This window comes from Haladaptatus litoreus, assembly GCF_900156425.1.
Classification (GTDB): Archaea; Halobacteriota; Halobacteria; order Halobacteriales; family Haladaptataceae; genus Haladaptatus; species Haladaptatus litoreus.
Genome location: NZ_FTNO01000002.1, coordinates 76,175 through 93,496 on the forward strand (window position 1 = coordinate 76,175; position 17,322 = coordinate 93,496).

Annotated in this window: 19 protein-coding genes; 10 read left to right on the plus strand and 9 right to left on the minus strand. The window is 60.1% G+C overall.

The annotated features are described in order from the left end of the window. Positions 1-176: 176 nt before the first annotated feature. Positions 177-908 (minus strand): sugar phosphate isomerase/epimerase family protein, encoded by a 732-nt coding sequence (locus BW974_RS11415; protein ID WP_076430421.1) that lies wholly within the window; start codon positions 906-908, stop codon positions 177-179. Between the two features lie 142 nt (positions 909-1,050). Between BW974_RS11415 and BW974_RS11420 the strand changes: the two genes are divergently transcribed. The 3 genes from BW974_RS11420 to BW974_RS11430 all read left to right on the plus strand — a co-directional run bounded on the left by BW974_RS11420 (position 1,051) and on the right by BW974_RS11430 (position 3,943). Then, positions 1,051-1,260, plus strand: a complete 210-nt coding sequence (locus tag BW974_RS11420) for a DUF3311 domain-containing protein (protein WP_076430422.1) — start codon at positions 1,051-1,053, stop codon at positions 1,258-1,260. Continuing rightward, positions 1,257-2,726 carry a sodium:solute symporter family protein gene (locus tag BW974_RS11425; RefSeq protein ID WP_076430423.1) on the plus strand — a complete coding sequence of 490 codons (1,470 nt, stop codon included), beginning with the start codon at positions 1,257-1,259 and terminating at the stop codon, positions 2,724-2,726. The genes BW974_RS11420 and BW974_RS11425 overlap by 4 nt, the downstream gene beginning before the upstream one ends. Positions 2,727-3,049: 323 nt before the next feature. Further along, positions 3,050-3,943 carry an HFX_2341 family transcriptional regulator gene (locus BW974_RS11430; RefSeq protein ID WP_076430424.1) on the plus strand — a complete coding sequence of 298 codons (894 nt, stop codon included), beginning with the start codon at positions 3,050-3,052 and terminating at the stop codon, positions 3,941-3,943. Between the two features lie 72 nt (positions 3,944-4,015). On the opposite strand, the gene BW974_RS11435 is transcribed toward BW974_RS11430, so the two are convergent. Then, on the minus strand, positions 4,016-4,324 hold the full coding sequence (locus BW974_RS11435; RefSeq protein WP_076430425.1) for a MarR family transcriptional regulator: 309 nt from the start codon (positions 4,322-4,324) through the stop codon (positions 4,016-4,018). Positions 4,325-4,433: 109 nt separating this feature from the next. Continuing rightward, complete coding sequence (locus BW974_RS11440) at positions 4,434-5,153, minus strand: DUF1405 domain-containing protein (protein WP_076430426.1); 720 nt, start codon at positions 5,151-5,153, stop codon at positions 4,434-4,436. 556 nt (positions 5,154-5,709) lie between these two features. Between BW974_RS11440 and pdxS the strand changes: the two genes are divergently transcribed. Continuing rightward, a complete protein-coding gene (gene pdxS / locus BW974_RS11445) occupies positions 5,710-6,618 on the plus strand; it encodes a pyridoxal 5'-phosphate synthase lyase subunit PdxS (RefSeq protein ID WP_076430427.1) in 909 nt (302 codons plus the stop codon). Between the two features lie 111 nt (positions 6,619-6,729). Here the strand turns inward: pdxS and BW974_RS11450 are convergent, their stop codons facing one another. After that, a complete protein-coding gene (locus BW974_RS11450) occupies positions 6,730-7,098 on the minus strand; it encodes a DUF5802 family protein (RefSeq protein ID WP_076430428.1) in 369 nt (122 codons plus the stop codon). A gap of 152 nt (positions 7,099-7,250) precedes the next feature. On the opposite strand from BW974_RS11450, the gene BW974_RS11455 reads away from it, so the two are divergent. From BW974_RS11455 to BW974_RS11465, 3 genes are all read left to right on the plus strand, one after another. Continuing rightward, positions 7,251-7,886 carry a DUF1405 domain-containing protein gene (locus tag BW974_RS11455; protein ID WP_076430429.1) on the plus strand — a complete coding sequence of 212 codons (636 nt, stop codon included), beginning with the start codon at positions 7,251-7,253 and terminating at the stop codon, positions 7,884-7,886. Between the two features lie 103 nt (positions 7,887-7,989). After that, positions 7,990-8,826 carry a DUF7096 domain-containing protein gene (locus BW974_RS11460; protein ID WP_076430430.1) on the plus strand — a complete coding sequence of 279 codons (837 nt, stop codon included), beginning with the start codon at positions 7,990-7,992 and terminating at the stop codon, positions 8,824-8,826. A 65-nt stretch (positions 8,827-8,891) separates the two neighbouring features. Continuing rightward, complete coding sequence (locus BW974_RS11465; RefSeq protein WP_076430431.1) at positions 8,892-9,599, plus strand: ArsR/SmtB family transcription factor; 708 nt, start codon at positions 8,892-8,894, stop codon at positions 9,597-9,599. Between the two features lie 15 nt (positions 9,600-9,614). Here the strand turns inward: BW974_RS11465 and BW974_RS11470 are convergent, their stop codons facing one another. Next, positions 9,615-10,082, minus strand: a complete 468-nt coding sequence (locus BW974_RS11470) for a hypothetical protein (protein ID WP_076430432.1) — start codon at positions 10,080-10,082, stop codon at positions 9,615-9,617. Positions 10,083-10,162: 80 nt separating this feature from the next. On the opposite strand from BW974_RS11470, the gene gatD reads away from it, so the two are divergent. Together gatD and BW974_RS11480 are read left to right on the plus strand one after the other, a co-directional pair. Continuing rightward, positions 10,163-11,404 (plus strand): Glu-tRNA(Gln) amidotransferase subunit GatD, encoded by a 1,242-nt coding sequence (gatD, locus tag BW974_RS11475; RefSeq protein WP_076430433.1) that lies wholly within the window; start codon positions 10,163-10,165, stop codon positions 11,402-11,404. Continuing rightward, a complete protein-coding gene (locus tag BW974_RS11480) occupies positions 11,395-12,309 on the plus strand; it encodes a GNAT family N-acetyltransferase (RefSeq protein WP_076430434.1) in 915 nt (304 codons plus the stop codon). The genes gatD and BW974_RS11480 overlap by 10 nt, the downstream gene beginning before the upstream one ends. 12 nt (positions 12,310-12,321) lie before the next feature. Here BW974_RS11480 and surE read toward each other — a convergent pair whose 3' ends face one another. The 4 genes from surE to BW974_RS11500 all read right to left on the minus strand — a co-directional run bounded on the left by surE (position 12,322) and on the right by BW974_RS11500 (position 15,978). After that, positions 12,322-13,089: a 5'/3'-nucleotidase SurE gene (gene surE / locus BW974_RS11485; RefSeq protein WP_076430435.1), complete on the minus strand. Its 768-nt coding sequence runs from the start codon at positions 13,087-13,089 to the stop codon at positions 12,322-12,324. Positions 13,090-13,092: 3 nt separating this feature from the next. Beyond that, positions 13,093-13,368 (minus strand): ubiquitin-like small modifier protein 1, encoded by a 276-nt coding sequence (locus BW974_RS11490; RefSeq protein WP_076430436.1) that lies wholly within the window; start codon positions 13,366-13,368, stop codon positions 13,093-13,095. Positions 13,369-13,579: 211 nt separating this feature from the next. Next, on the minus strand, positions 13,580-14,791 hold the full coding sequence (locus BW974_RS11495) for a DUF8167 domain-containing protein (protein ID WP_076430437.1): 1,212 nt from the start codon (positions 14,789-14,791) through the stop codon (positions 13,580-13,582). Continuing rightward, the gene (locus BW974_RS11500; RefSeq protein ID WP_076430438.1) at positions 14,788-15,978 is read right to left on the minus strand and encodes a potassium channel family protein; all 1,191 of its coding nucleotides are present in this window, start codon (positions 15,976-15,978) and stop codon (positions 14,788-14,790) included. Before BW974_RS11500 ends, BW974_RS11495 begins: the two co-directional genes overlap by 4 nt. Positions 15,979-16,118: 140 nt before the next feature. Between BW974_RS11500 and BW974_RS11505 the strand changes: the two genes are divergently transcribed. Next, a complete protein-coding gene (locus BW974_RS11505) occupies positions 16,119-17,315 on the plus strand; it encodes an NAD-binding protein (protein WP_076430439.1) in 1,197 nt (398 codons plus the stop codon). The last annotated feature ends 7 nt before the right edge of the window (positions 17,316-17,322 follow it).

Here is a 17,322-nt window from a genome sequence, read left to right on the forward strand (position 1 = left end):
TGATGAACTGCCCCTGTGGGGGGCGTGATTGTGATGCGTCCATGAACTGTGCCATGGATACGTCTCATTTTGGCGCTTGAGTGCTGAAATAGCTGTCGTCACCGTCGTTTGCTGGCGTGATTTTGTAGTTATTTTTCACCCAGAACCGTCGTGAAACACACGACGATAACTAATATTCATGGACGTTTGTTCAGTTCTGTGAGACGTTCGGCACCGTGAAGAAGTGACGCTTCCGGGTCGTTCGGGTCGTCGTGCTCGTACACGAGCCATTCCGCGCCGACACTGCGCGCAGTGTCGGCGCAGGCCCCCATGTCCACGTCGCCATCACCGAGTTCGACCGGTGTTCCGTCGGCGGTGTCTTTCAGATGCACCAAGGGAGTGCGCCCCGAAAGGCAGTCGAGAAGCGAAATCGGGTCGCGGCCCGCGGCCACGACCCAGCCAACGTCGAGTTCGATGTTCAGATTCGATTCCGCGATGAAAGCGTCGAAGGCTGTTCTGTCACCGATTTCGACGAACTCGTGGTCGTGGTTGTGATAGGAGAGTTCCGCACCAGCCTCCGCAACTCGCTCCGCGAGGTCATCCAGTTGGTGTGCGGTTTCGACTGCCGTCTTTTCGGTATCGAAATGCGATTCGTCGAGATACGGGACGACGAGGTGGTCGCAGCCCACTTTGCGGTAGGTTTCGACCACGTCTGCCGGATTCGCTTCGAGTTCCTCGAACGGGACGTGTGCACCCGCAACGCCGAGTCCGGCGGTATCGAGTGCCTCTGCGACAGTTTCCGGGGTTTCGCCACCTAACCCCGCGAACTCCACGCCATCAAAATTTGTTTCGCCGACACGGGCGAGCAAATCGAGAAGCGATTCGTCCAGTTCGCGGAGGGAGTACAACTGAATCGCGGTTTTGGTCATGTTGGTTGTGGAATTTCGAGACGGTTAATCGTTGCTCACAGTGACGGATTGACCGCCTATTGAAGAGAAATTTTCTTCGAAGAGTATTTTCGAACATGATTAGCAACATTTATCACCATATAGTAAAACATTTGGGACGATAATGAACGACTCCGCACGAATCGGTTGGGTGGTCGTCTTCGCGGTACTCATCGCGCTGACGATTCCGTGGTTCCTCTGGGGTGACGGGCAGGTACTGTACGGATTGCCTGTGTGGCTCTGGTGGCACATCGGCTGGATGGTGGTCGCATCGCTCGTGTTCAAACTGTTCGCAGACCGAGCGTGGGGCCTCGGCATCGAGGAGGGCGTATGAACGAGACGACGCTTCAAGTGGGAATCGTCGGCGGCTATCTTGCCCTCTCGTTGCTCGTCGGCCTGCTCGCGTATCGGCTGACCGACCGAAGCGCGGAGGATTATTACCTCGCCAGTCGTACCCTCGGAACCGTCGTTTTGCTGTTCACGACGTTTGCGACTCTTCTCTCGGCGTTCACCTTCTTCGGCGGGCCAAACACGGCCTACGGTTTCGGGCCGGAGTGGATTCTCGTGATGGGCCTGATGGATGGCATTCTGTTCGCCGTGCTGTGGTACGTCATCGGTTACAAACAGTGGCTCCTCGGGCGCGAACATGGCTACGTCACCCTCGGCGAGATGCTCGGCGACCGGTTCGGCTCGCCCCTGCTCCGGGGCCTCGTCGCCGGAATCAGCCTGTTCTGGCTGTTCCCCTACGTGATGCTCCAACAGGTCGGGGCCGGAACTGCGCTGGAAGCCCTGACCGGCGGGGAACTCTCCTACGCGATGGGCGCGGGCCTCGTGACGGTGTTCATGATTGCCTACGTCGTCCTCGCCGGAATGCGCGGGATTGCGTGGACGGACACGCTTCAAGGTGTCTTCATGCTCGTAATGGTCTGGGTTGCTGCGCTCTGGGTGCTAACCGAACTGGGCGGCATGGGTTCCGCAACCGCACAACTCGCCGAATCGAACCCCGAGTTCCTCTCGCTCGGAGGCGGGCGATACTCCCCGCAGTGGATGCTCTCGCAGGCAATCGGCATCGCGTTCGGCGTGGCGATGTTCCCGCAGGTCAACCAGCGATTTTTCGTGGCGGGGTCGAAGAAGGTGCTGAAACGAACCTTCTCGCTCTGGCCGATTCTGGTCGTTCTGCTGTTCGTTCCAGCGTTCATGCTCGGCGCGTGGGCGCGTGGCCTGCCAATCAACGTGCCGGAGAACGGAAACGTTCTCTCTATCCTGCTCGCAGAGTACGCCCCGGCGTGGTTCGCCGCGCTGGTCATCGCGGGCGCGATGGCCGCGATGATGTCTTCGTCCGACTCGATGCTCCTCTCCGGGTCGTCCTACTTCACCCGCGACCTCTACCGCCCGTTCATCAACCCCGACGCGAGTAGCAGTTGGGAGGACACCCTCGGGCGAATCGGCGTGGCCGTCTTCGCAATCGCGGCGTTCGTCGCCAGTCTGTACTCGCCGAAAGCGATTACGACGATTGGTTCGACGGCCTTCGGCGGGTTTGCACAACTCGCCCTCCCCGTCATCGTTGCGCTCTACTGGTCGCGCGTGACCCGAACCGGGATGCTTGCCGGAATCATCGGCAGTCAGATGTTCTATCTTTCCAGCGTCTTCCTCTCGTTCGTACCGAGCAGTTACGGCGGCTGGCTGGCTTCTGTGGTCGGCATGGGAATCGGACTGGTGCTGACGGTTTCGGTGTCGGCGGTTACGTCGCCCGCACCAGATGAAGAACGAAACCTGTACTTCGACCTCCACGCCGACTAGCGCGAATCGTTTTTTCTGCAGTGGTCGTTGTATGAGAACTCATTCAGTCCACAACTGCACTAGATTTACTCTGTTTACGATACTGGCGGTAAGTAAGATACTGGCGCTAGGTAATCACGACTCTACTGAAACCGCACCCGCACCGCACTCGCGGTTGCACCGCTCGCCAGCGAGATTTCGCAGAAATCTCGTTCGCCACACGCCTCCCCAACCGATTCTCTCACTCGCTGTTCATTTGGTCACAGTAAGAGTATGCTAGAAATCCCGTACCATCGAAAGCTGCTCACGACGAGTTTAAATCGACTTCACGAGAACTGACAGGCATGCAGACACACATCGTTCCGGTCGGATTCGACTACGACCGGGTTATCGCGCCCTTGGTGCGCGACCAACTCGACGTTGACCGCGTCATCCTCCTCGAAGGTGCGGTCGGGAGCGAGGCGAACGTCGAATACTCTCGCCATCTCTCCCGGAAACTCGGCAAGGATTTCGAGAACCTACTCGGGGCGGAAACGGAGCGCGTCGTGCTGGCCGACGTGTACGACTACGACGCCGCGTTCGAACAGGCCTACGACCGAATCAACGCCGAACTCGATGCTGGCGGGGAAGTGTGGGTGAACGTCAGCGCGATGCCCCGAACGGTGAGTTTCGCGTTCGCGACCGCGGCCCACTCCATCATGGTCGAGCGCCAGAGCGACCGCGAAAAGATTCACACCTACTACACCGCGCCGGAGAAGTATCTGGAAACCGAACTTGCAGAAGAACTGCGCGAGGAAATCGACCTGCTCGCGTCCATCCGCGACGGTGACGTTGACGAAGCGCGCATCGAAACGAGACTGGAGAGCGCCCGCGACCTGCTCTCTGAGTTCGACGAACGCGGGACGACCATCGGCGCGAAGGAAATCGACGGGAAACACATCGTGGAACTCCCGGTCGCTTCGTTTTCCAACGTCAAACCGTTCGAGGAACTCATTCTGTTCACCCTCGGCGAACACGGCGAGTTCGAGAGCGTAAGCGAACTCGCCCACGCGCTGTCCCGCGATTTGAACGAGGAGTACACCGACAGCTTTCGGTCGAAAGTCATCTACAACGTGGACAGGCTCGGGCCAGGCGGAAAAGGATATATCGAGCAGGAAGAGCACGGGAAGTCCTACCGGACGCGACTCTCACGAATCGGGGAGCTGTGGGTGCGGTCGCATACGGACGACGAGACGTGAAACACCTCGAAATTGTGAGCGGGAACGACCCGCGAACAGCGAGATGTAACCGTTCGAAAGGTTCGACACTAGTTACCAGCCTTCGTTCCACTCTTCACGGAGTTCGGCCAGCAAGGCCTCCGAATCTATTTCGTCCATCTTCTCCACCGAAAGCGTCCAATACTGCCCCCGATGTTCGAGCAGGCCGTCGTCTGCTAATCGTGTGAGTACCGACCCGATGCTTCCATCAGAAATCCCAGTCCCGTCCCGTATCTCGCTTCGAGTAAACGCGTGGCCGTCGTTTGCGGCGAGAAACGCCATTGCTCTGCGACCGTTGGTTCCTTCTTCGATGTGTAACCTCGCCTCTGGAAGACTCTCGGAATCGTCTCGCTCGGTATGCATGGTACCTATTCGCATCGGAGACTACTAAAATGTACTCTCGGATACTGTAACGTACTGAAAACGGTTCCACAATGAGAATCGAGTAGGATAAAGCTGTTAGAGGAGACTGTTATTCGTCTACCGATTCCAACTTCTTCACGCGCGTCGAAAGCGCCAAAAAGGTCGCCAGTAGTGTTAGCGTAACCGCGCCCGCCGCTGCGATTTCGTGGGTCGGTGATGGATGGCTGTATCCGGTCGCAAGCACTTCCTGCGCCGGAAGCGCGGTGTGGTGGGGCGTGCCGACGATTGGAACGAAGTAGTCTACAATGTCGTTGACACCGTACCAGAGTACCGCGACGAAGACGGCACCGACCGGGAAATCGCTGTAGCGATAGATGAGAAACGCCTCAACGACCATGGCGAGATGGCTAAAGAAGAGAAAGAGATACATCGGGAAAGCCGTTCCCGCGAGGAATCCGTCGGCGAACGCGACCAGCACGTAGGGCGTCCACGCACCGAGTTTGATACACCCGAAGAAGGCGAGGGCGTTCACCCACTCGTTGTTCCGCCCCAGTTTCCACAGGCCGAGCGACAGCGCGATAAACAGCGTGGCAACGGGACTGTCGGGGACGAACAGCCACATTTCGGGTGGCTCCACCGCGAACTGCCACGTTATCAGCGGATCGGAGAGCGGAATCGGGTGGAAGCCGTAGTACCAGAAACCGAAGGCGGTGCCGACGAGATTTATCGCGACGATGACCCACGCCATTCGCAGGCCGAAATCCTCCAGCCACTGCGGAAGCGGCGCGACGTACCACGGAAGGTTCTCTCGGGGCGGGAGGTCGGTCATACTCGCGGGCACGAATGGTCGGGCCAAAGAGGCTTCGATACGCGTCAACAGACGTGGTTTTCGGGAGCAATCGAGACGAGCAATTTCGGCGCACGGGAGCGACCAGAGGGAGTGACTCGTGCGAGGAATGACTGGAACGACTGAAAGGAGTGGAAGGAATCGATTGGAGAGGGTGTGGCCTGCGCTGCGGTTGCGGTTATTTTGTTGTCGTGATTTGCTACAACACAATGTAACCAAACAAGCGTGAGCAAATCACGACAACAAACGAAGCCCTCATTCGCTCCTTCGTCGCTCACTCGCCCTTCATCCGCCGAGGCCCGCCTCCGCCCCGCTACCACCAGTGTCCCCTTACCTCCCCGCCAGCGCGGAAAATGCATTCTCGCCTCACTTCGTTCGTCGCTCATGCGAGCGCGCTGGCGCAACCATGTGGAAAGCCAAACAAGCGATGTGGTGGACAAAAAATACCGCCTCCTGAAAAAATACAGATTCAAAAACATCGACACGTCACGTCCCACAATCGGTACGGCTTAAGTCCCCACGTTCGCTACGAACACCCATGGCAGAACCGACCGACATCGAGGAACTCAAACGTGGGACGGAACTCGTAAAGCGCGGCTTCGCCCGGATGCAGAAGGGCGGCGTCATTATGGACGTAGTGAACCCGGAACAGGCCCGCATCGCGGAGGACGCGGGTGCGGTCGCGGTCATGTCGCTCGAAGCGGTTCCGGCGGACATCCGAAAACGGGGCGGCGTGGCGCGGATGGCCGACCCCGCTGACGTGGAGGAAATTATCGACGAAGTGTCCATTCCCGTGATGGGCAAGTCACGAATCGGGCACTCGGTCGAAGCCCAGATTCTGGAATCCATCGGCGTGGACATGATCGACGAGTCCGAAGTCCTCACCCCGGCGGACGACAAATACCACATCGACAAACGCGAGTTCACCGCCCCGTTCGTGTGCGGCGCGCGCAACCTCGGTGAAGCCCTGCGGCGAATCAACGAGGGCGCGGCGATGATTCGAACCAAGGGCGAGGCAGGAACCGGCGACGTGAATCAAGCGGTTCACCACCAGCGAACCATCAAGGGTGCGATTCGGGAACTCCAAGGCAAAACCCACGAGGAGCGCGAAATGCTCGCGCGTGAACTCGAAGCGCCCGCGGAACTGGTTCACGAAACCGCGGAAGCGGGCCGTCTCCCAGTCGTGAACTTCGCGGCAGGTGGCATCGCCACGCCCGCCGACGCCGCGCTCATGATGCACCACGGTTGTGACGGCATCTTCGTCGGGTCGGGCATTTTCGGTGCCGAGAACCCGCGTGCAATGGCCGACGCAATCGTCGAGGCGACGAACAACTGGGACGACCCGGAGCGACTCGCCGAAATCAGCAAGGACATCGGCGCGGGCATGAAGGGCGAAGCCAACGCAGACATTCCGAACGAGGACAAACTTCAGGGTCGCGGAAACTAAGCACAGAAGCAAAAACCGTCAGCAAGCGGTTTAACTAGCGGTTAAGCGCACTGATTACACGAAAACCGATTTTTCAAATCATCCTCGGGGAGGGGTACAGCGTTTCCCGTTTTACACGGCACCCCCACTTCTGAACTCCTGATTTCGCGGTTGGAACTGAAGGAGTTGTTCCACGCGGTCAGCTTTCGCCAGAAACACCTCCTTCAGTTCCGGTGGGTTGCGAATCCGGGTGTTTTCGAGGAGATCGTCCGGAACGACGAGAGTCTGGTCTGGAACGCCCTCTTCTCCGTGGACGGAGAAATGTTGCCGGTCGATTTTCATGACGAGGGGCCAGTCGATTCGCTCGATTCCATCGCCGTTTGCGTAGAGGGCTTGGTTCACGCGCTCGTGGTCGTCCTGGGACATGACGGCGTGGTCTGCGCCGGACGGTTCGACGTACAGACGGCCGAGGTAGTAACCGCTGGAAAACGACTCGAACATGGTAGGCAGTAACACACAATGGGTAATAGTTATATAGCAGTTATGCAAAATGCTTATGTAGAAGAGCAAACTTAGTATATAAATAATTCTATTCGTCCAGAGCGTGCAACGATGACAGCAGTTCTTTTACTGCCCCCTGCGCGGGGAAGAACATGGCAATTCCCGAGCGGTACGCCCGATACTATCTCGAAAACGCGCCGAGTTTGGTCTGGTTGCTCCTCGTCAACTCGCTCGCGATTCTCGTCGGCATCCGGTTTTACGTCGAAACCATGCCCGAAGTTCCGACGTTTCTCTGGCCGCTGTACGCCGATTCGCCGATGGCGCTCGCGCTCGTCACCGCCTCACTGCTTACGCTCCTACCAAATCTCGGCAATCGCCTTTCCGACGCGCCGCAAAATCTCCCGCTCGCGTACCTCCACACCTTCGCGTTCGTCTGGCTCGTCAAATTCGGCATCTGGACGTTCGTCGGACTGAACCTCGGGTTTTCCGCGTATTTCGGCCCGCCGTGGGACCCGAACGCCGTTTGGGACTACTGGGGAATCATCATCACGCATCTCGCGTTCGTCGTCGAAGCATTTCTCATCCCGTACTACGGGCGGACGACGCGCGGGGCACTGGTCGCCGCGCTCGTCGTCGCGCTGGCAAGCGACGTGTTAGACTACGGATTCGGGTTCCACCCGCCGCTTCGCTACGAACCCGGCCTTTTACTCCCGCTTGCAACTATCACCTTATCGGTTATATCCGTCTTCGCCGCTGCACGGGTATTTGACCGATTAGAACCAGTTTAATGGTATTTTAAACGCTCTTTTCACCGCTCGTACCTTCGTTTTGAGATGTGAACAGAACGAACGAATTGCCCTATTTTTAACCTGGGACGGTAATGAGCTATTGATGAACGCCATTCGCGCCGTCTTGTTGGCGACGCTGACAGTATGCGGGTTTGCCGTCGCGCTGCCGACTGCCGCCGCACCGTCGCCCACAGCACCAGCTGATACCTCCATAAACACGTTCCAAACCGAAGAGAACGCGACGAGTTCAAACAGCACGCTCGGTGCCGAAATTTCGTCGTTCATGCAGGTTAGCACCTCACAGGCGGAAGGAACCGTCGATACCGGCCTGTGGGTCGCCCGATTCAACCAAACACAGAACAGGTCGGCGCAACAAGCTCTCGTCAGACACCAGACCGAAGATTTGGAAACCGAACTCGACGCGCTCCAACAGCGAAAACGGAACCTCGTCGAGGCGCGAAACAGCGGCGAAATCAGCCGACTCCAGTATCAGGCCAGAATGAGCGAACTCGTCGGCGACATTCGTTCGGTTCAACACGCCATCAACACGACGAAACCGCGAGCCGAAACGGTCGGAACCCGGGTCAACCGACTCCAGCGACTCGACAGGCAGGCGAACAACGTCGGCGGCCCCGAGGTCGCTGAAGTCGCCCGGTCGCTCAACAGCGTGAACGTGCCGGGCGAAAACGCGAACAACTCCACGAACGCACCCGGCGTCGGCAACGGTTCCGGACAGGGGAACGGAATGCCGGGTGGTGAAACGACACCTGGCAACGGGAATGAGAACGGAAACGCTGGGAACGGTAGCAACGGGAACACTGGAAACGGAAATAATGGGAACGGCGGGAATGGAGACGGCGGGAACGAAAACGCCGGAAACGGCAACAGCGCCTCCGGCAACTCACTAACCGGCGATGTGTCGATTTCCATCCCCTTATAAGTCTGAACCGCGCTTCGCGGCGAGAGACACGCTTTTCCGTTCGCGTTACCAAGTCGTTGACGTGAATGGACTCCGCTGTGTTGCTCGATATACTCGGCAATGAAAACCGCAGGCGCATCCTGCGACTTCTCTCGCACAAACCCTGCTACGTCACGGAGATAAGCGACTATCTCGGCGTCAGTCCGAAGGCGGTCATCGACCACCTTCGAAAACTCGAAGAGGTGGGATTGGTCGAAAGTCGAACCGACGACCAGCGCCGCAAATATTTCAACATCTCTCGAAATCTCCGACTGGAAGTCGATGTTTCTCCCTACGAGTTCGATATGAAGAGCGCGTATCCAGCCAGTCCGAGTTTGGACGTGAGCACGTGCCAGTACCTCTCGCTCAACGTTCAGTACGGAACCCAACCCGACGAGCGCGAAGGGGATGGCGACCCAGAAACCGTGAGCGACGTGGAAGCGGGTGAAATCGCCACGCTCGCGGAAGAACTCAACTGTTTGGAGGATTTGAAAAGCGAACTGTCACTCGCACAGCGATGGGTCCACGGAAGGATTACGAACGTCTTAGACCAGTTGAGCGAGGAGGTCGACGAAAACGGACAGAATCGGATTCGAGCCGAGATACTGGCCGCGCTCGCGGCGGGAGCGGAAACCGTGAGAGACGTGGGTCGAGAAATCGACGCGCCGGAACACATCGTCGAACGACATCTAGCGAGCATGGCGGAACGCGGAATCGTAGAAGAGAACAGCGGCCACTGGATGCTTTCCGGATAGCTATTTTACAGGCAGTTACAGGTCGCGAGTCAGACCGTCGCGCAGGTCGCTACCGAAGTGCGCGCCGAGACCGGCCAGGAGGAATCCGGCACCGAGTCCGATAGCGGCGACGGTCGTTCCGCCCGCGGCGAGCAGGGTGAGATTGCCGAGGAGAAGCGTGAGGCCCGCGGCGACCAAACCACCAGTCGCGGTTTCCAACGTTTTCGACTCGCTCGTCAGTCCACCGAGGGCGAACGCCGCGACGAATAGGCCGAGGAGTCCGCCGAGCGTCTGCACGAACGGGACGAAACCGCCGACAAACGTCCCAACCGTCAGCACGACGGCAGCGAGGAGGAAGTAACGCGGCGAAAAGAAGTTCACAGCCCTGCGCTTCGTGCGACTCCGGAAACTCTCTCCCTGTCCGGCCTGCTCTCCGCTTTCTGCATCGCCGAGAATGTCGGACAGGTCCTCGTCCGTTTCGCGCGTCCGGGTACGCTGGGTCATGTATCCGAATTGACGCCCGGCGGTAATGTGCCTTTCCCCGAAAGAGTGGATTGAAGTCGAACGCCGCGTTACCCCGAGGTATGAATCCAGGGGACCGCGTCCGCGTCGAACGGGCCGAACAGACGTTCGAGGGGGTACTTCTACCTTCCTCGACGGCGAGCAACCTCGTCGTCAAACTCGACGGCGGTTACAACGTCGGAATCGACCGCGACGACGCCGACGTTGACGTACTCGAATCTGACGTGTACGACATCGAAGAGGGGGAGACGAGCGACTCGTCGGTCGTGGAGTTCGACCCCGACCTGCCGACGATTTCGCTCATCAGCACGGGCGGAACCATCGCGTCCACTGTGGACTACCGAACCGGTGCCGTGACCGCGCGATTCGACGCAAAAGACGTGCTTCGTGCGGTTCCCGACCTCGCGGGACGGGCGAACTACCGCGGACGAGTCGTCGCCAACATCCTGTCCGAAAACATGACGACCGACGTGTGGCAGGATTTGGCCCAAGCAGTGTACGACGAAATCGAAAACGGTGCCGACGGCGTCGTCGTCATGCACGGAACCGACACGATGCAGTTTACGGCCTCCGCGCTCTCGTTCATGCTCGATACGCCGGTTCCCATCGTCTTCACGGGCAGTCAGCGCTCCGCAGACCGCCCATCCTCGGACAACGTGATGAACGCGGTCTGTGCCGTCGAAGCCGCGAAATCCGACTGTGCCGAGGTGATGGTCTGTATGCACGAAAGCGAGAGCGACGACGACTGCGCGCTCCACCGCGGCACGCGAGTTCGGAAGAATCACACCTCGCGCCGAGACGCCTTCACGACCATCGGCGCGAAACCCCTCGGACGAGTCGAGTACGACACCGAGGAAGTCACCTTCCGGCACGAGTACAACGAGCGCGGGGCACAGGAACTCGCCCTCTCCGCCGACTTAGAGAGCGAAGTCGAACTCCTCAAATTCACGCCCGGAATGGGTGTCGAAGCGCTCGACCTCGCCGACGGAAAGGCGGGCCTCGTCCTCGAAGGAACTGGTTTGGGTCACGTCCACTCGGACTGGGCGGAGAGGATTTCGGAGTTGGTGGACGACGGAACGACGGTCGTCATGACCAGCCAATGCATCGAGGGGCGAGTCTGTGACCGCGTGTACGATACGGGCCGCGACCTGCTCGATGCTGGCATCGTGGAAGGCGAAGACATGCTTCCCGGCACCGCCAAGGTAAAACTGATGTGGGCGCTTGCGAACAGCGACGACCCGGCGACGACGATGCAGGAACCCATCGCGGGCGAGATTACAGACCGGTCGGTGCCATGGGAGTGACGGAAATAGAACTCAGGGAGGCCACCCACGACGATTACGAGAACGTCGTCGCGTTCACGGAAGACACGTGGGCAGACCGCGGCCGAGGGGACTACATCCCTCGTATTTATCACGACTGGATAGACGGCGAGAATCAGTACACCCTCGTCGCGGACGCTGGCGACGAAATCGCCGGAATCGTTCAGTGCGTCATGCTTTCTGATTGGGAAGCGTGGGGACAGGGAATGCGCGTCAACCCGGATTTCCGCGGACGAGGTGTCGCAAGCGCCATGACGTACGACCTGTTCGACTGGGCACGCGAGCAGGGCGCAACCGTTCTACGGAACATGGTGTTTTCGTGGAACGTCGCCGGACTCGGTTCGTCGCGCGCCGCAGGATACGACCCGGTGACGGAGTTCAGGTGGGCACACCCGAAACCCGACGCCGACGCAGAATCCGAAATGACGCTCACGGACGACGTGAATGCGGCGTGGAAGTTCTGGACGGGAAGCGACGCTCGCACTCATCTCGAAGGCCTCGTCCTCGATTTCGAAGAATCGTGGGCGCTGTCGGAACTCACGCGCGAGGACCTCCAGAACAGCGCGGAAAGCGACGAACTCCTCGTCGTGCAGGACGACGGCGTGCGAGGATTCGCGACCGTTTGTCGCGAATCCGAGTGGGAAAACGAAGCGGGCGACCCGGAAACGTGGGTCGAATACTCCATCGGCGCGTGGGACGACGCGGATTCGGCACGGGCGCTGTTCGCGGAAATCGCCCGCGATGCCGCGGAACGCGGTGCGGAGCAGACGCGAGTGTTGATTCCCGAAACGGCACAGTTCGTCAGCGACACGGCCTACGCCAGAGTCGAAATCTCCGACGACCCCGACTTCGTGATGGGGATGGATTTGACCAAATCCTATCGCTGACGAGCGGGCGATTTACTGCTCAAACTCAGCCGCAACACCTTCCAGTCCGTCGCTTCGTTTCAGTTCGTGCCCAACGCCGAGTGGGGAGACGCTGATTTCCCCATCGGCCAATGCCCGGCGGTCGGTGCCTTTCGGGTCGTCTAACTCCTCGGGGCGGTCGCCGCGAAGCGGGTCGTAAAATTGGTCAACCACCGCGAACCCGTCCTCGTCTCTGTTTTTCTCGATTCGAACGCCGAAATCCCGCGTAGGGCGGGTGATTTGAATCCGGGCATCGTCCATCACAGTCGGGGCGTTGACGTTCAGATACGTCCCCGAACCGATGGAACCTGCATGCTCTACGAGATAGCGTGCAACCCGCGCGGGAGGGACGAAATCCTCGCGTTCGAACTCGCGTAGACCACCAGTCACGGGGTCGTATGCGGAGATGGCGATTCCGGGAACGCCGAGATAGACGGCTTCCTTCGCGGCCCCGACGGTTCCGGAGCGGTCGAGTTTGTGCGCGCCGAAGTTCGGCCCCGCGTTGCACCCGGAAACCACGAGTTCCGGCGTCGAGTCGAGTGCCTGGAGCCCGACTGCAACACAGTCGCAGGGCGTCCCGTGGACGACGAGTCCGCGCTCGTGGTCGTCAACAGCGACCCTGTGGGAGTTGGTTCGACCCGCACCGCTCTGGTTGTCCGCGGGGGCGACGACGGTCACTTCGGCAATCGCCGAGAGTTCGTCGTAGAGCGCGTCGATGCCGGGGGCATCGACGCCGTCGTCGTTCGTCAGGAGGATGTTCACGCGCTATCCTCCGCTCACGGGTGGAAAGAGGGCCAACTCGTCGCCCGATTCGAGTTCCGTTTCTAGTCCGTTTTCGGAAAACACGTTCGTCCCGTTCCGGAGCACGTTGATGTGGTCGCGGAGGTGGCCATCGTCGTCCAGTACGCGATTTTCGAGTTCCGGACGCGGTTCGAGAAGGTCGGAAAGCGCGTCGCCGACGGTGTCGCCCGACTCTGCGTCTACAGATATGTCCTTGTCTCCCGCGAGTTCCGCGAGGTCCGCGAAGAGTTTCCACTGCATGTGCGCAGAAACGGTGGGGTGTGGGAAGTGGCTTTCTCTCTGGGGAGGGACACGGCGGGTCGGTCGCTCGTAGGCGACCGACCCGCCCCATCCGGCGAAACGAGGTGAAACTTCGAAGGGCCAGCAATACCACCAGACAGACACGCATCACTCGGTTTGGTTTCGGTTTCGTATATAAACCTTCGCGGCGGTGAGGATGACCGAGTTCGTGCTACTGCGCCGAGTTTTGGCCGTCTTCTGCTTTCATTTTGGCTCTCTCTGGTTCGGTCACGTTCGATTTCGTTGCTCCCGAACGTTCGATTCGCCGCAAGACGGTCGGTTGGGCGACGACGTACACGTCGTCGCCCGCGGTGAGCAGACGACTGCGAATTGGAAGCGTTTCGACCGTACCGTCAGCGAGTCTGACCGCGACGACGGTCGCGTCGAGACTTCCGACCGGAAGTCCGACGAGGTCGCTCCCCGGTTCGACTGTCGCCACGCCCAGCCTTTCATCAGCAGATTTGAGCCGGGTGACGAACTCGCGTTCTGGTCGGGTGTGTCGCGGAAGCGTTTCGAGTCGGTATCCCACCTCCAGGTCGAACTTCGTCGCGTCGTCCGCGTCTACGGCCAGCGTCACCACGTCCTCGGCAACGCCTCGAATTTCGCCGGTCGTGACGCGCTCCGACCCATCGTCGGTTCGCCGCCAAACCGCGACGAAATCACCAGCACCCGCACTGAACGCCGGGTCTGCGCGAATGGCGACAGCCACGGTTCCCGGGACGAGCAGCGGGCCGAGTCCGGCGACGCGACTGCCGAGAGCGAGATATTCGACGGTTCCGTCGGATGCGAGGTCGATGTCAACGTGCCCGATTCCGTGGTCGTCTTCGAGTCGAGCGATGACGCGCTCTTTCAGTTCCGTTACCGTGATTCCGCGCGGGAACACGAACGACGACCCGGCGAGCGTCTCCTTCGTCTCGTCTGGAACCGCGTCGTAGCCGTCGATGTCGTCGATGGTTTCGGGGAGCGTGACCGTCACCATCCGACCCACCGCGCCGACGATTCGGCTCACGTTGTCGTCGAGTTGCGTTGCCCCCGAAAGGGCGGCCATGTTGGTCGTCAGTCGGTCGCCGATTCGCGCACCGATAACGGCGGTGACTCCCGCGACGACGAACGAGGCGACGTTTCTCGTCGCCGTCGAAAGCGTCAACACGTCCGGGTTCCCGGCGGTGAAAAACGGCTGGAGCGTCTGCCACGTTCCCAACGAAATGCCGACTGCACCCGCTCCGGCGAGGATGGCGACTCCGTTGGGAATCCGTTCGCGGGCATACCATCGATGGACGAACGCGACCGCGCCAGCGACGGTTCCGGACAGGATGGCCAGTCCGACGATTTGGACGAGCGCCGCCTCCGGGTTTTGCGGCAGCGTCTGTGCCGGTTGCGTCATTCGACCACCGCCGAGAATTGGCGTATCGAGTCGCGCGTGCCGACCACGTACAGTTCGTCTCCGGCGGCGAGGGCGGTGGTTCCAGACGGCGCAACCGTCCAATCGTTCCCTCGTTCGACACCGAGCACAGCAACGTCGTGCGTGTCGCGGGCGGCGAGCGCACCGACCGTCATCCCGTCCAACTCGCTTTCGGCGGAAAGGTGGAGCTTTCGCCAGTGTTTGCCTGCCTGTCGGAACAACTCCACGAGTTCGAACTCGGAGCGGGTTTCGCGCGAGCGAACCCGGAGATTCGACGGGTTGCCACGGACGAGGTCTTTTGCGTCGGCGCTCGAAACCGCCACTGTCACCCGTCCGTCCCCGCCGGTCGTCGTCGGCGCGCGGGAAACCGAATCCGTGGTTTCGTTTCCGTCGTCGTCCGATTCTCGGTCGTCGGTTTTCGCGCTCAGAACGGTTGCGATCACGTCGCAATCGTCCAGAGAGAGCGCCACTTCGTCACCACGTGCGATTCCCGTCGGGACGAGCGTATCGACCGATACGGCACGCCGGTTCGCGGGAAGGCGGCGAGAAAGCGACCCCTCGGGTGGTGCGGCCGCCACCGTCGCTTTCCCGCCCGCGTCGATTTCGACCGACACGTCCGCGAGGTCGTGTTCGGTGCGAAGTCGGTCGGCCAATCTCGATTCCAGTTCGACAAGGGGGAGGTCACCGGGGAACGTCCACTCTCCGTCGCGGATTTTCGACCGAAGGTCGTCGGACAGCGGTGGATAGCCGTCGATGTCCCCGACGGTTCCCGTTACGCGAACGCGAACTTGACCGAATCGACCGACGCGCTCTATCACGTCGCTCGAAAGGCGGTTTTCCCGGAGGTGTCGGAGGCCGATACGTCGGGGGAACGACGACCCCATCGAATCGCCCTTCGCGTGGGCGTACTGGGTCACCAACATCACGACGATGACCGCGACGATTACGACGGGGGAGTTGAGGACTGTCGGGTCGAGAAGACCCAGCAGTCCGCCCTGTACGCCCGCGATGGCGACACCGAGAACGACGACACCGAAACCGGGAAGCGACACGCCCGTTACGTACCGGAACACGAAGCCCAGACACCACGCGACGAGTGCCGGAACGACCCCCGTGAGTGCCCCGAGATAGAGGCCGAGGAGCACTGCGACCGGAAGCGAGTAGTCCATATGCGGGACAGTCGTGGCAGTGACAAAGACGTACCGTCTCGAAACCGAAACCGTGTCCAATCCCGTGACTCGACGAGAGCGGGTGTCCGAAACCCATCGGCCACCTGATTTATTGCATAGGACGTAGCAACGGTACTTACATGGTGGGGGGAGTTCGGGGGAAAATCGTCTCCGCCCGAATCGTTATTTGGATGACCATCGGTGTCGCACTGCTTTCAATAGCGACCGGACTGGTTTCGACGGGACTCAGTGGAACCGGTGCGAACGGCGGGTTGTACGGTGGATTCGTTCCAGAAATCGTCCGCACGACCGCATCGTACACCGGCACTATCGCCGGGTTCTTGCTCCTCGTCGCTTCCTTCGGTCTCCGCCGGGGGTTCCGGATAGCGTGGTACGCGAGCACGTTACTCGTCTTCCTCGCCGCAATGCATGGGATTCTCCAGTCCTCCCCATATTCGCTCTTTCTCGTCGTCGGGTCGCTCGCCACCCTGCCGCTTCTGATTCGACTTCGACACCGGTTCGAACGACCTATCGAACCGACGACGACGCAAATTGCGGCCGCCGCCGCCGTCGTCGGTTCGCAGTTGTACGGGACGATCGGGGCCTACGCGCTCCAGGGATACTTCGACGGCATCGATGGCAGTGACGCCATCTTCGAAGCGTTTTATTTCACCGTCGTGACGGCGAGCACGGTCGGCTACGGCGACATTCAACCGACGAGACCCTTCGCGCAGGCGTTCGGGATGACCGTTATCGTTCTCGGTACCGGCAGCTTCGCCGTCGCGCTCGGGGTTCTCTTCACGCCCATGGTCGAAAATAGCTTCTCAAGCGCCCTCGGTCGAACGACAAACGCCAACATCGAACTCATGGAAGATCACATACTCGTGCTCGGATACGGACAGTTGCTCACGGAGTGGATACTCGACGAACTCACGAGCGGGGACGACTACTTGCTCGTCATCGACGACGATTCGCTCGTCGAGGAGCTCCGGTCGAAAAAACGGAACGTCATCCACGGTGATCCGACCGACGAGGAGTTGCTCGAACGGGTTGGCATCGACCGGGCACAGTCGGTTCTCGTCGCAACCGACGACGACGCCGACGACGCCCTCACCGTGCTGACCGCTCGACAGCTGAATTCGGACGTTCGAATCGTCGCCGGTGCGAACGACCACGAGAACGTGAAGAAGTTTCGACGGGCGGGTGCCGACATCGTGGTCAGTCCAGTCTTCATCGGACGGATGCTAGTTAAAGCGGCGCTCGGGGGAGAACACGTCGAAGAGCTGGCCGAACAGTTGGCAGGCGATCGCACGAACCGGACGCTGGACGATTTCTGATATGCCT

Coding starts and splice junctions, on each gene's coding strand:
- BW974_RS11415 (WP_076430421.1), bottom strand. CDS start 908: ATGACCAAAACCGCGATTCAGTTGTACTCCCTCCGCGAACTGGACGAA.
- BW974_RS11420 (WP_076430422.1), top strand. CDS start 1,051: ATGAACGACTCCGCACGAATCGGTTGGGTGGTCGTCTTCGCGGTACTC.
- BW974_RS11500 (WP_076430438.1), bottom strand. CDS start 15,978: ATGGACTACTCGCTTCCGGTCGCAGTGCTCCTCGGCCTCTATCTCGGG.
- BW974_RS11465 (WP_076430431.1), top strand. CDS start 8,892: ATGGACTCCGCTGTGTTGCTCGATATACTCGGCAATGAAAACCGCAGG.
- BW974_RS11470 (WP_076430432.1), bottom strand. CDS start 10,082: ATGACCCAGCGTACCCGGACGCGCGAAACGGACGAGGACCTGTCCGAC.
- BW974_RS11460 (WP_076430430.1), top strand. CDS start 7,990: ATGAACGCCATTCGCGCCGTCTTGTTGGCGACGCTGACAGTATGCGGG.
- BW974_RS11440 (WP_076430426.1), bottom strand. CDS start 5,153: ATGACCGACCTCCCGCCCCGAGAGAACCTTCCGTGGTACGTCGCGCCG.
- BW974_RS11425 (WP_076430423.1), top strand. CDS start 1,257: ATGAACGAGACGACGCTTCAAGTGGGAATCGTCGGCGGCTATCTTGCC.
- BW974_RS11450 (WP_076430428.1), bottom strand. CDS start 7,098: ATGTTCGAGTCGTTTTCCAGCGGTTACTACCTCGGCCGTCTGTACGTC.
- pdxS (WP_076430427.1), top strand. CDS start 5,710: ATGGCAGAACCGACCGACATCGAGGAACTCAAACGTGGGACGGAACTC.
- BW974_RS11505 (WP_076430439.1), top strand. CDS start 16,119: ATGGTGGGGGGAGTTCGGGGGAAAATCGTCTCCGCCCGAATCGTTATT.
- BW974_RS11455 (WP_076430429.1), top strand. CDS start 7,251: ATGGCAATTCCCGAGCGGTACGCCCGATACTATCTCGAAAACGCGCCG.
- BW974_RS11430 (WP_076430424.1), top strand. CDS start 3,050: ATGCAGACACACATCGTTCCGGTCGGATTCGACTACGACCGGGTTATC.
- BW974_RS11490 (WP_076430436.1), bottom strand. CDS start 13,368: ATGCAGTGGAAACTCTTCGCGGACCTCGCGGAACTCGCGGGAGACAAG.
- BW974_RS11495 (WP_076430437.1), bottom strand. CDS start 14,791: ATGACGCAACCGGCACAGACGCTGCCGCAAAACCCGGAGGCGGCGCTC.
- BW974_RS11480 (WP_076430434.1), top strand. CDS start 11,395: ATGGGAGTGACGGAAATAGAACTCAGGGAGGCCACCCACGACGATTAC.
- BW974_RS11435 (WP_076430425.1), bottom strand. CDS start 4,324: ATGCATACCGAGCGAGACGATTCCGAGAGTCTTCCAGAGGCGAGGTTA.
- gatD (WP_076430433.1), top strand. CDS start 10,163: ATGAATCCAGGGGACCGCGTCCGCGTCGAACGGGCCGAACAGACGTTC.